The organism is Streptomyces katrae, assembly GCF_000966975.1.
GTDB lineage: Bacteria > Actinomycetota > Actinomycetes > Streptomycetales > Streptomycetaceae > Streptomyces > Streptomyces katrae.
The window spans coordinates 1-10,730 of record NZ_JZWV01000736.1; the positions used below are offsets into that span (position 1 = coordinate 1).

General features: G+C 71.1%; 13 protein-coding genes. 5 read left to right on the forward strand and 8 right to left on the reverse strand.

Annotated elements, in window-relative coordinates; genetic code table 11:
- The first annotated feature begins 8 nt into the window (after positions 1 to 8).
- Together pstA and pstB are read left to right on the forward strand one after the other, a co-directional pair.
- The gene (pstA, locus tag VR44_RS25460; protein ID WP_063778967.1) at positions 9 to 1,028 is read left to right on the forward strand and encodes a phosphate ABC transporter permease PstA; all 1,020 of its coding nucleotides are present in this window, start codon (positions 9 to 11) and stop codon (positions 1,026 to 1,028) included.
- Positions 1,029 to 1,058: 30 nt separating this feature from the next.
- Positions 1,059 to 1,835: a phosphate ABC transporter ATP-binding protein PstB gene (gene pstB, locus VR44_RS25465; protein WP_042818437.1), complete on the forward strand. Its 777-nt coding sequence runs from the start codon at positions 1,059 to 1,061 to the stop codon at positions 1,833 to 1,835.
- Between the two features lie 122 nt (positions 1,836 to 1,957).
- On the opposite strand, the gene VR44_RS25470 is transcribed toward pstB, so the two are convergent.
- Positions 1,958 to 2,959, reverse strand: coding sequence for an inorganic phosphate transporter (locus VR44_RS25470; protein WP_045949930.1), 1,002 nt, complete (start codon positions 2,957 to 2,959; stop codon positions 1,958 to 1,960).
- A gap of 5 nt (positions 2,960 to 2,964) precedes the next feature.
- On the reverse strand, positions 2,965 to 3,585 hold the full coding sequence (locus VR44_RS25475) for a DUF47 domain-containing protein (RefSeq protein ID WP_042818429.1): 621 nt from the start codon (positions 3,583 to 3,585) through the stop codon (positions 2,965 to 2,967).
- Between the two features lie 203 nt (positions 3,586 to 3,788).
- Between VR44_RS25475 and VR44_RS25480 the strand changes: the two genes are divergently transcribed.
- Entirely contained in the window at positions 3,789 to 4,109 is a 321-nt protein-coding gene (locus VR44_RS25480; RefSeq protein WP_045949931.1) for a metal-sensitive transcriptional regulator, read from the forward strand.
- A gap of 33 nt (positions 4,110 to 4,142) precedes the next feature.
- Here VR44_RS25480 and VR44_RS46050 read toward each other — a convergent pair whose 3' ends face one another.
- The gene (locus VR44_RS46050; RefSeq protein ID WP_169791044.1) at positions 4,143 to 4,295 is read right to left on the reverse strand and encodes a hypothetical protein; all 153 of its coding nucleotides are present in this window, start codon (positions 4,293 to 4,295) and stop codon (positions 4,143 to 4,145) included.
- 148 nt (positions 4,296 to 4,443) lie between these two features.
- Positions 4,444 to 5,298 carry an SCO4651 family lipoprotein gene (locus VR44_RS25485; RefSeq protein WP_045949932.1) on the reverse strand — a complete coding sequence of 285 codons (855 nt, stop codon included), beginning with the start codon at positions 5,296 to 5,298 and terminating at the stop codon, positions 4,444 to 4,446.
- Positions 5,299 to 5,484: 186 nt separating this feature from the next.
- Here VR44_RS25485 and VR44_RS25490 point away from each other — a divergent pair, with 186 nt between their 5' ends.
- Together VR44_RS25490 and VR44_RS25495 are read left to right on the forward strand one after the other, a co-directional pair.
- Positions 5,485 to 5,661: a hypothetical protein gene (locus VR44_RS25490; protein WP_169791045.1), complete on the forward strand. Its 177-nt coding sequence runs from the start codon at positions 5,485 to 5,487 to the stop codon at positions 5,659 to 5,661.
- A gap of 83 nt (positions 5,662 to 5,744) precedes the next feature.
- Entirely contained in the window at positions 5,745 to 5,978 is a 234-nt protein-coding gene (locus tag VR44_RS25495; RefSeq protein ID WP_045949934.1) for a hypothetical protein, read from the forward strand.
- Between the two features lie 115 nt (positions 5,979 to 6,093).
- Here the strand turns inward: VR44_RS25495 and VR44_RS25500 are convergent, their stop codons facing one another.
- The 4 genes from VR44_RS25500 to VR44_RS25515 form a co-directional block, all read right to left on the reverse strand.
- Positions 6,094 to 6,792, reverse strand: coding sequence for a phosphatase PAP2 family protein (locus VR44_RS25500; protein ID WP_045949935.1), 699 nt, complete (start codon positions 6,790 to 6,792; stop codon positions 6,094 to 6,096).
- 202 nt (positions 6,793 to 6,994) lie between these two features.
- Positions 6,995 to 7,999 carry a C40 family peptidase gene (locus tag VR44_RS25505; protein WP_045949936.1) on the reverse strand — a complete coding sequence of 335 codons (1,005 nt, stop codon included), beginning with the start codon at positions 7,997 to 7,999 and terminating at the stop codon, positions 6,995 to 6,997.
- A gap of 76 nt (positions 8,000 to 8,075) precedes the next feature.
- Positions 8,076 to 9,791: a serine/threonine-protein kinase gene (locus tag VR44_RS25510; RefSeq protein ID WP_045949937.1), complete on the reverse strand. Its 1,716-nt coding sequence runs from the start codon at positions 9,789 to 9,791 to the stop codon at positions 8,076 to 8,078.
- Between the two features lie 82 nt (positions 9,792 to 9,873).
- Positions 9,874 to 10,668: a thioesterase family protein gene (locus VR44_RS25515; RefSeq protein ID WP_045949938.1), complete on the reverse strand. Its 795-nt coding sequence runs from the start codon at positions 10,666 to 10,668 to the stop codon at positions 9,874 to 9,876.
- Positions 10,669 to 10,730 lie beyond the last annotated feature (62 nt).

The window sequence follows — 10,730 nt, forward strand, 5'->3', positions numbered from 1 at the left end:
CCGCCGGCCTGCCCCGCGGCGGCCTGCCCCGCTGGGCCCCCGCCGGCATCGCCGTCGCCTCCGCCGTCCTCGGCAGCGTCATCGGCCTGGTCTTCGGCCTGCACAGCAAGGTCCAGTGGGGCCTGATCGCCGCCCTGCTGTTCGTCGTGATCACGTACACCGCCAGCGCGGTCGTCGAGAACCGCCGCCAGGCCAAGGACCGCATCGCGACGTCCCTCGTCTGGGTCTGCTTCGTCCTCGCGGTCGTGCCGCTGCTGTCCCTGATGTGGACCACGATCAGCCGCGGCCTGAAGGCCCTGAACGCGGACTTCCTCACCCACTCGATGAACGGCGTGACCAGCTTCGAGCAGGGCGGCGGCGTCTACCACGCACTGCTCGGCACCCTGGAGCAGGTGGCCCTCGCCACCCTGATCGCGGCGCCCATCGGCCTGCTGACCGCCGTCTACCTGGTCGAGTACGGCAAGGGCAAGCTGGCCCGCGCCGTCACCTTCTTCGTCGACGTCATGACCGGCATCCCCTCCATCGTCGCGGGCCTGTTCATCCTGACGACCTGGAACCTGATGCTCGGCTTCGGCCCGTCCGGCTTCGCCGGCGCGATGGCCCTGTCGATCCTGATGATGCCGGTCGTCGTCCGCTCCACCGAGGAGATGCTCAAGCTCGTCCCGAACGAGCTGCGCGAGGCCGCCCTGGCCCTCGGTGTGCCGAAGTGGCGCGTGATCCTCAAGGTCGTCCTGCCCACGGCCATCGGCGGCATCTCCACCGGTGTCATGCTGGCCGTCGCCCGCATCGCCGGCGAGACCGCGCCGATCATGCTGCTGGTCTTCGGATCGCAGCTGATCAACGGCAACCCCTTCGAAGGTGCCCAGTCCTCGCTCCCGCTGTACATCTGGGAGCAGTACAAGGTCGGCAGTGAAGCCTCCTACGACCGTGCCTGGGCCGCGGCGCTCGTCCTGATCGCCTTCGTCATGATCCTGAATCTGGTGGCCCGCGGCATCGCCCGCTGGAAGGCCCCGAAGACCGGTCGCTGACGCGACTGTATGAAAGCGAAGTGACCCCTCATGGCCAAGCGAATCGACGTCAGCGGCCTCTCCGCCTTCTACGGCAGCCACAAGGCCATCGATGACATCTCGATGACCGTGGAACCGCGCTCCGTGACGGCCTTCATCGGCCCCTCCGGCTGCGGCAAGTCCACCTTCCTGCGCACCCTGAACCGCATGCACGAGGTCACCCCCGGCGGCCGCGTCGAGGGCAAGGTGCTGCTGGACGACGAGAACCTCTACGGCTCGAACGTGGACCCGGTGGCGGTGCGCCGCACCGTCGGCATGGTCTTCCAGCGCCCGAACCCCTTCCCCACCATGTCGATCTTCGACAACGTGGCGGCGGGCCTGCGCCTGAACGGCAAGTTCAAGAAGTCCGAGCTCACGGACATCGTGGAGCGCTCCCTCAAGGGCGCGAACCTCTGGAACGAGGTCAAGGACCGCCTGAACAAGCCCGGCTCGGGCCTCTCCGGCGGCCAGCAGCAGCGTCTGTGCATCGCCCGCGCCATCGCGGTCGAGCCGCAGGTCCTGCTGATGGACGAGCCCTGCTCCGCCCTCGACCCGATCTCCACCCTCGCCATCGAGGACCTGATCGGCGAGCTCAAGGAGCGGTTCACGATCGTCATCGTGACCCACAACATGCAGCAGGCGGCCCGCGTCTCGGACCGCACCGCCTTCTTCAACCTCGCCGCCGTCGGCCAGCCCGGAAAGCTGATCGAGATCGACGACACGGACCGGATCTTCTCCAACCCGTCCGTCCAGGCGACCGAGGACTACATCTCGGGCCGCTTCGGCTAGAACGCCGGGGCCGCTCGCGCGGTCGTCCTGCGGTGCTGCATGGCGGTGCCACCGCGGGATGGAAAGAAAGAGGGCCGGCTCCCCCTGGGTGGGGGGAGCCGGCCCGTTTCTCGTTCCCGGACTCAGCTGACGAAGGCCAGGTCCGCCAGCCAGAAGCAGACCGCCGCCACCAGGGCCGCCGCCGGCATGGTGATGAACCAGCCGAGGATGATGTTCTTGGCGACGCCCCAGCGGACCGCGTTGACCCGCTTGGTCGCGCCCACACCCATGATCGCCGAGGTGATCACGTGGGTGGTGGAGATCGGCGCCTTGAAGAGGAAGGCCGTGGCGAACATGATCGAGGCGCCGGTGGTCTCCGCCGCGAAGCCCTGCGGCGGGTCCAGCTCGATGATCTTGCGGCCGAGGGTGCGCATGATGCGCCAGCCACCCGCGTACGTGCCCAGCGACAGCATCACCGCGCACGCGATCTTCACCCAGACCGGGATCGGGTCGTCGGCGCCCTGGACATCGGCGATGACCAGGGCCATCACCACGATGCCCATGGTCTTCTGGGCGTCCTGGAGGCCGTGGCCGAGGGCCATGCCGGCCGCGGACACCGTCTGCGCGATGCGGAAGCCGCGCTTGGCCTTGTGCGGGTTGGCGCGGCGGAACATCCACAGGATGGCGACCATCACCAGGTAGCCGACGATCAGGCCGACGACCGGCGACAGGAACATCGGGATGACGACCTTGTCGATCACCCCGCCCCACAGGACCTCGGTCCCGCCGGCCAGCGCCGCGCCCACCATGCCGCCGAACAGGGCGTGGGAGGAGGACGAGGGCAGCCCGAAGTACCAGGTGATCAGGTTCCAGACGATCGCGCCGACGAGGGCGGAGAAGAGGATCCACATGCCCCGGTTGCCCTGGGGCGTCTCGATCAGCCCCTGGCTGACCGTGTGGGCGACACCGCTGCCGAGGAAGGCACCGGCGAGGTTCATCACCGCGGCCATCGCGAGCGCCGCGCGCGGGGTCAGGGCCCGCGTCGAGACGGACGTCGCGATGGCGTTCGCGGAGTCGTGGAAACCGTTCGTATACGTGAAGCCGAGCGCGACACCGATGGTCACGATCAGAGCGAAGGTGTCCACGAGGTTCAGGACTCCTTGACCGCGATGGTCTCCACCGTGTTCGCGACGTGCTCGAACGCGTCGGCGGCCTCTTCGAGCACATCGACGATCTGCTTGAGCTTCAGCACCTCGATGGCGTCGTACTTGCCGTTGAAGAGCTGGGCGAGCAGCTTGCGGTGGATCTGGTCGGCCTGGTTCTCCAGCCGGTTGACCTCGATCCAGTACTCGGTCAGGTTGTCCATGGTCCGCAGGTGCGGCATGGCCTCGGCGGTCAGCTCGGCCGCCCGCGCCAGGACCTCGATCTGCTGCTCGACGCCCTTGGGCAGCTCCTCGACGTTGTAGAGGACGACGAGGTCGACGGCCTCCTCCATGAAGTCCATGATGTCGTCGAGCGACGAGGCCAGGCTGTAGATGTCCTCGCGGTCGAACGGCGTGATGAAGGAGGAGTTCAGCTGGTGGAAGATCGCGTGCGTGGCGTCGTCCCCGGCGTGCTCGGCCGCACGCATCCGCTCCGCGATCTCGGCCCGGGCGGAGGGATCCGCTCCGAGCAGTTCCATCAGGAGCTTCGAGCCCGTGACGATGTTGTCCGCGGATGCGGCGAACATGTCGTAGAAGCTCGTCTCCCTGGGGGTCAGACGAAATCGCACGTGGGGTCCTCGGGGTGCATCGGATTCGGTCAGGCTGATGCTAGGCGTATCCCCCGGCGACGGCTAACCGGCGGTCCCGGGTGTCCTCCATCAGGCAGAGCGGGCAGAGTGGGCCCTGCGGATCCCTGTCCCTGCGGCCTGGGCGAAGTAACCTATACCCACGAGGGGTATATACCCCCTCGTTCCGGACCACGGGAGGACTCATGACGACCATCGAGGCGGAGGGCTCCGGGGCCGTTCCCGTCCACGGCTATCACCACCAGAAGGACGAGCACCTCAAGCGGCTGCGCCGGATCGAGGGCCAGATCAGGGGCCTCCAGCGGCTCGTCGACGAGGACGTGTACTGCATCGACATACTCACCCAGGTGTCGGCGAGCACGAAGGCCCTCCAGTCCTTCGCCCTCCAGCTCCTGGAGGAGCACCTGCGCCACTGCGTCGCCGACGCCGCCGTCAAGGGCGGTACCGAGATCGACGCGAAGGTGGAGGAGGCCACGAAGGCCATCGGCCGCCTGCTGCGCAGCTAGTTCCGGCAGCGTCGCCGCGCCGGCCTGCGGGACCTACGGGCCGATCCCCATCAGCACCTCGTCGATCCGGTCCTGACTGAGCCGGTCCTCCACCGCGGCCGAGGCCGCGATGATCAGCTCCCCGCAGAGCTCGATCTCGGCGAGCGCCACGTGGTCCTGCACCGTCGTACCGCCTGCGGGAGTCACGCGCGCCACCTCTCTCTGCCGCCATCGCCCGTCCGGCACCCGGTTTCCCAGCGTAGGGACCGCCGCTCGTGCCGCGCATGACACGGATGGACCATTTCCGGATAGTGGAGCCATGGCCCGGACGTACCGCCCGGGCCGTCCCGGGCGGCTACTCGGCGATCTTCCCGGCGTAAATGTCCCCTTCTGCGGGCAATACGACGGTCACCGGGGTGCCGAACCCGTACAGCAGCGTCGTCGAGGAGACATCGATCACGCCATTCTTGACGTACGTGAAACGGTGCCGGACCTTCCGCAGCCGGCCCTCCTCGTCCAGGTAGGCGTCGAACGGCACGCTGTCCTTGCTGAACCCTTTCGCCGCTGCCCGCAGCGCTTCCCTGACCCCCGCGGAGGCGTTCTGCGCGGCCCGCCCGATGTCCGTCGTCCCCCGGTAGTGGCGCACCTTGGTGCCCGCCACATCGGTCTCGCCGACGTACGTCACCTCCTGCGCCCCGCGCAGCAGCTCGGCGGCGGCCAGCGGATCGGTGGCCCCGCCGGTGACGAGGTTCCCGTCGGGCAGGGCGGCGGTGTCGAGGCGGACCCACTTGTCGTCGGGGACTCCGGCGCCGCGGTTCTTCATGTAGAGCGCGCCGGGGACGAGCAGCTCGGTGATCGGGCGGTGCTCGGGCTGTCCCTTCACGTCGGCGGGGAGCATCACCAGCAGCTGGCCCATCCCCTTGCGGAAGTCGACCCCGCCCTCGCCCCGGATGGTCACCCGGGTCCCGCCGGTGGCCATTTCCATGGCCGTACGGGCCTGTGCGCTCCCGGTGGCGGCCAGCGCGTCCGCGGCCCCCCGGACCGCCGCCGCGGGGTCGCCCGGGGGACGGGCGTCGCCCGCGCCGCCGCCGGCCACCGTTCCGCTCGCGGCGCCGCAGCCGCCCAGCGCGGCCACGGTGACGGCCACACAGACCGCGAGCACCGCCTCGCCCGCACGCCGTCGCCGCCGCCTGTGCTGGTGCACCACCATCGCCTGCCAACCCCCAACGCATGACCGCTGTTTGCCCGAGGCCCCCACCCGCTCCGGTTAACGAGGTCCGGGGTTTCCCGTAACGGTCCGGAAGTGGCCAGGGGCCGTACCGGCTTTGGGCCGCCCCGGTACCGTGGAGAGGTGGATCCGCACACCAAGGCGACCCAGATCGCTCCGTTTACCGCTGTGCCCGGGCCGCGTCACCCCGCGGTCCCCGCGCAGGCACCCACCGGACACATCACGAGCACCGCCGAGCGGGGCTCCTTCTGCCTGGCCGTGTGCAGCTGCGGCTGGACGGGCCCGGCCCGCCGCTCCCGCGACCTGGCCCGCAAGGACGCCACCCGACACGGCACGGAGGGGTAGGGGCCCAGCCCCCGCGGCCGGGCGTGTCGCCCGTTCGGCCTTCCCGGCTGGCCGGGGGCTGCGGGAGCGGTTGCGCTGGAGGCATGCCAGGTACCGCACCCCGCCTCGCGGCCCTCCTCTGGGCCCTGCTGCTCGCGCTCACCCCGGCCGCGGCGGCCTGGGCCCGCCCGGTGGGCTCGGCGGACGGCCCGGCCGACGTGGCGCTGGCCGTCGGGCTCACCACCGCCGCGGCGACGGCCACGGGGCTGTGGCTGCGCTCCCGCTACCGCCGCGAGGAGGCGGAGCACCCCGGCGGCGGCGAGGACGGCGAACCGTGACGCCGCGTCAGCGCCCGACGGCGGTCCGGCTGTGTTTCGGCGCGGCGGGCCTGTGCCTGCTTCTGGCGCTCCTGCTCGCCCTCTGGAACCCGTAGGGCCGTCCGCCTGCGGAGCGTCAGGCGGCCAGGTCGCTCTCGGCCGGCCGCTGCGCCAGCTCGACGGGCCGGGCCAGCACCCGCCCCCTGGCCCGTACGAGCCACCCCACGCGCGGCGTCCGCGCGAGCGCCCGCGCCAGCGGGGTCAGCCCGGCCATGGCGAGCGGCGCGAGGACGAGGACGACGGCGGTGCCGAGCGCGAAGCCCCCGATGACGTCGGTCGGGTAGTGCACGCCCAGGTAGACACGGCACAGCCCCTCGGCGAGCGCGAGCCCGATCCCGACGAGCCCCAGCCGGCGGTTGGCCAGGAACACCCCGATGCCGAGGGCCATCGCGAGGGTGGCGTGGTCGCTGACGAAGGAGAACCCGGCGCCCGGACCGACGCCCACACCGCCGAGCACCTCCAGGCCCTCGTGCGCGACGAACGGCCGCGGCCGCGCCACGAACCCGCGCAGCGGCACGTTCACCAGCAGCGCGATCGCGGCGGCCAGCGGGGCCCACACCAGCGCGGCGAACGACTCGGCGGCAGCCGCCTCGTCCTGCCGCCGCGCCCCGCGCCAGCACCACAGCACGAGCAGGACCATGGCGAGCGGCAGCCCGTAGGAGGCGAGCAGGGCGACGCCCCGGTCGAGCCAGTCGGGGGCGGTCCGGGCGACGCTGTTGATCCGGTACAGCAGGCTGACATCCACATTCGGCCCACCGGTCGTGAGTCCAGCCATGTGACGCGGCCCCTTGCCTGCCTAGGTCCCGTGCGGACGCACGACGTGTGCGCCCCTTCAAACCCCCCTGCCGATCAACCCCCGTGAGCATGGAACGCCCTTACTACCGGGCATGGTTCCACTCTCCACCGGATGATCACGTCAACGTTATCCAAGAGTGACTCATCGTCGCAGCTCAGGGCCTGTGCTTTACGGAGAGTCGCTAGGCCTTCGGAGTGGCCGGCGAACGCTCCGGTAGCGCCTCCGCCCCCTCCTTCGTCACCCGGGTCGCACCGAAGTAGTCGGGGGTGTCGATCTTGTCGAACCGGATGACCGCACCGGTGTACGGGGCGTTGATCATGTAGCCACCGCCCACGTACAGCCCGACGTGCCGGATCTCCCGAGAGTTCGTCAGATCATCGGAGAAGAACACCAGATCACCGGGGAGCAGCTCGCTCCGCGAGGGATGCGACCCGGCGTTGTACTGGTCGTTGGCCACCCGCGGCAGCTCCACCCCGACGGTCTCGTACGCCGCCTTGGTCAGCCCGGAACAGTCGAACCGCCCACTGTCCGCGGCCGTCCCGTCACCACCCCACAGATACGGCGTCCCGAGCTGCTTCTGCGCGAAGTACACGGCCCCGGCGGCCTGCTGCGAGGGCGAGACCCGCCCGACGGGCCGTTCGAAGGTCTTCGCCAGGGAGCGGATGTCCTTCACGTACCCCTGCGTCTCCTTGTAGGGAGGCACTCCGCCGTACTTGATGACCGCGTACGCACCCGCGTTGTAGGCCGCGAACATGTTCGACGTGGCGTCACCCGGCACGCCCGCCACGTCCTTGGCCAGCTCGCAGTCGTACGAAGCCGCCGAGGGGATGGCGTCGTTGGGATCCCAGATGTCCCGGTCCCCGTCACCGTCCCCGTCGATGCCGTGACCCGCCCACGTACCGGGGATGAACTGCGCGATCCCCCGCGCGTCGGCCGGGCTGACGGCCTTCGGGTCCCAGCCGCTCTCGGAGTACAGCTGGGCCGCGAGCAGCGCGGGGGTCAGCGCCGGGCAGAGGGCGCCCCACTTCTGCACCAAGGCCTGGTACTTCTCCGGCACGGCGCCCTTGACCAGTCCGAGGGGCCGTCCTCCGCCCCCACCGGCGAGACCGGCAGCGGCCGAGTAGGTGCCCACCACGACGAGCACGAGGAAGCCCAGACAGAGACCGATCCCGATTCCGCCCGCCATCCAGAATCTGCGCATCCGTCAACACTCCCCCATCCCCGTCGCTTTCACGTGTGAATCGCCCGTGTCGCCAGTCGTACTACCCCACTCGGAAGCCCGAGCAGCCGATGCTCGTGTACTTCGTGGGGTCATCCTCGACGTGATAGAAGACCAGCGTCCAGTCTCCCGGGTCGTTGGTGGCGGGCACAGCGGGGTACGTCTTGCCCGCCGTGTGATCCGCGAAGTCGTCCGGATACTTGAGGCTCAGGAACTCGCCCGAGGGCCACTTGCCGTAGATGTCGATCGGCTTGCTCGTGAACCCGACGCTCTTGTTGTCCACCTTGAAGGGCTTGCCCGTCTCCAAGTCCAGATCGTGCGGGGACCTGACAGCCACCGACACGTAATACGGATCGGGCTTGGTCGGCTTCATCTCCGCGTACTTGATCCGCATCTCGATGGTCGTGGAGTTCCCCGAGACCCTGGCGGTGGTCTGGAAGTCCGCGCCCGGCGGCTTCTGCTCGGCGGGCAGGTTGCACTGCCCAACGCCATGAGCGGCCATCTCCGGGTCGGCCGACGGCTTCCAGAAGTAGTGCGAGATCTGGTTGTTCTCGATGTACGGCGCCGGAGGCTTGGCTCCGCCCGTGGAAACAGCGGGCGTTGCCGTGCCGCTGCTGCCTGAGGACGCCGAAGGCTGCGGGGACCCCGCCGGCCCCTGCCCGGGAGCCGCGGGGCTCTGCGAGGGCGTCCCGCCCCCACCCCGCGCCTGCTCGTCCCGTCCACCGCCACCGTCGAGCGGAAGCAGCTGCCAGGCCGCCAGCGCGAGTGCTGCGGTCACGGCCACAGCCGCGACGGCCCATGCCGTGCGGCGGCTCGCCGGGCGGGCGGGCCCCGCGGCGCCCGAGCCGGCCTGGGTCGGGACGTACGGGTAGCCCGGCCCCTGCGTGCGCATCTCGTGCAGCGGCACCGGTTCCCCGAGCGCCCCCAGCGCCGTGTACACCGGGTCGTCCACCAGCGCGTCGCGCACCCCGCACAGCCGGATCACCTCCGCCGGAGTCGGGCGCGCGGCGGGGTCCTTGGCCACGCAGGCCTCGATCAGAGCCGCCAGCCCCGGCTCCACCCCGAGCACGTCGACCGGCTCGTGCACCGCCCGGTAACCCACCGTCGACGCCACCCCGGTGCCGAAGGGCGGACGGCCCGTGGCCGCGTACGCCAGCGTCGCGCCCAGCGCGAACACATCGGCCGCCGCCCCCGTCTCACCCTTCAGCAGCACCTCCGGAGCCGTGTAGCCGGGCGTGCCGGGAGCCTGACCGTCCTGGGTGAGCTCCGTCGCGCCGACCCCGCGTGCGATGCCGAAGTCGATCAGCTGGGGTCCCTGCGCACCCAGGATGACGTTCTGCGGCTTCAGGTCCCGGTGCGTGACCCCGTACGCGTGCACACTCGCCAGCCCCTCGGCCAGTGCCGCGCCCAGCCGTCGGCAGGTCTGCGGGGGCAACGCCCCCCGGGCGCCGATCGCGTTGCCGAGCGTGGGTCCCGCAACGTACTCGGTGGCCAGCCAGAACGGGGCCGACTCCAACGAGGCGTCGATCAGGTTCGCCGTGTAGGCCGAGCGGACCGCCCGTACCGTCTGCGCCTCCCGCCGGAAACGGGCCAGCGCCTCCGGGTGCCCGGTGATCTCCTCACGCACGACCTTGACGGCCACCAGGCGCCCGCCGGGTGACCGCCCGAGGTACACCTGACCCATCCCGCCGGCCCCGAGCCGGGCCAGCAGTGCGTGCGTGCCGATGTACGCGGGGTCGGTGTCTCTCAACGGCTCCATCCGCACGAGCCTGCCATACGGACTCCCCAGGCAGCCAAGGGGGTTGAGCCCCGCCGAACCACCCCTCACCCGCCCACCGCACTCACCGCCCCGCCACGAACAGGCTCTGCACCCCCCGCCCGATCGGCCCCTTCTCGTCGTGCAGACGGGCGTCCGCCAGCCCGATGCCGCCCGCGTCCACACTCGTCCGCGCCTCGACGCACACCCACTCCCCCACGGGGTGCCGGTGCAGATGGACGCTCAGGTCCCCGTTCACGAACACGAACCGCCCGATGTCCAGCACCGCCGCGATCCCGTTCCCCGAATCCGCGGCGACCAGCACCCGGTCCAGCGGCCGCACCGCCTCCCCGGCGACGAGCGGCACGCGCATCCGCATCCAGCAGGTCCCCGGCCCCGGCTCCGTGAAGGCCCCTTCCGTGAACCGGGCCTCCATCGAGGAGTGGTACCCCGTCTCCCACGGCACGGGGAAGAACGGCGCCACCCCCGCCTCCCCCGGCGGCGGCACCTGCGCCCCCTGGGCCACCGCCGGCACCGGCTCCCCGGCCACCCGGATCCGCAGCGCCCGCGCGAGCATCACCGGCGCGTCCGCACCGGCCGGGGTGAGCGCCGCCTCGACCAGCTCGGTGCCCCGCCCGGCCCGCAGCACCGAGGTGGCCACGGCCAGTTCCCCGATCGGCACCGGCCGCAGGATCTCGTACGTGATCCGCGCGACCCGCATGTCCCCGCGCGCCCCCGGCCGCTCCTCCACCGCCCGCCCGAGCAGCGCGGCGGGCGGCCCGGCGTGCTGCGAGCCCGCGTCCCACGGCCCGCGCGTCGCCTCCGTGGCCCGGAAGCGGCCCTCACCGATCCGTTCGTAGAACCCCTCCTCAGCACCCATGGCGCCGCACGCTACCCACAGGTAATCCCCGGCGCCAGCCCCTTCCCCCCGCCTTCCCCCCG

Coding starts and splice junctions, on each gene's coding strand:
- VR44_RS25500 (WP_045949935.1), bottom strand. CDS start 6,792: ATGGCTGGACTCACGACCGGTGGGCCGAATGTGGATGTCAGCCTGCTG.
- VR44_RS25485 (WP_045949932.1), bottom strand. CDS start 5,298: ATGGTGGTGCACCAGCACAGGCGGCGGCGACGGCGTGCGGGCGAGGCG.
- VR44_RS25515 (WP_045949938.1), bottom strand. CDS start 10,668: ATGGGTGCTGAGGAGGGGTTCTACGAACGGATCGGTGAGGGCCGCTTC.
- VR44_RS25505 (WP_045949936.1), bottom strand. CDS start 7,999: ATGGCGGGCGGAATCGGGATCGGTCTCTGTCTGGGCTTCCTCGTGCTC.
- VR44_RS25495 (WP_045949934.1), top strand. CDS start 5,745: ATGCCAGGTACCGCACCCCGCCTCGCGGCCCTCCTCTGGGCCCTGCTG.
- pstB (WP_042818437.1), top strand. CDS start 1,059: ATGGCCAAGCGAATCGACGTCAGCGGCCTCTCCGCCTTCTACGGCAGC.
- VR44_RS25480 (WP_045949931.1), top strand. CDS start 3,789: ATGACGACCATCGAGGCGGAGGGCTCCGGGGCCGTTCCCGTCCACGGC.
- VR44_RS25510 (WP_045949937.1), bottom strand. CDS start 9,791: ATGGAGCCGTTGAGAGACACCGACCCCGCGTACATCGGCACGCACGCA.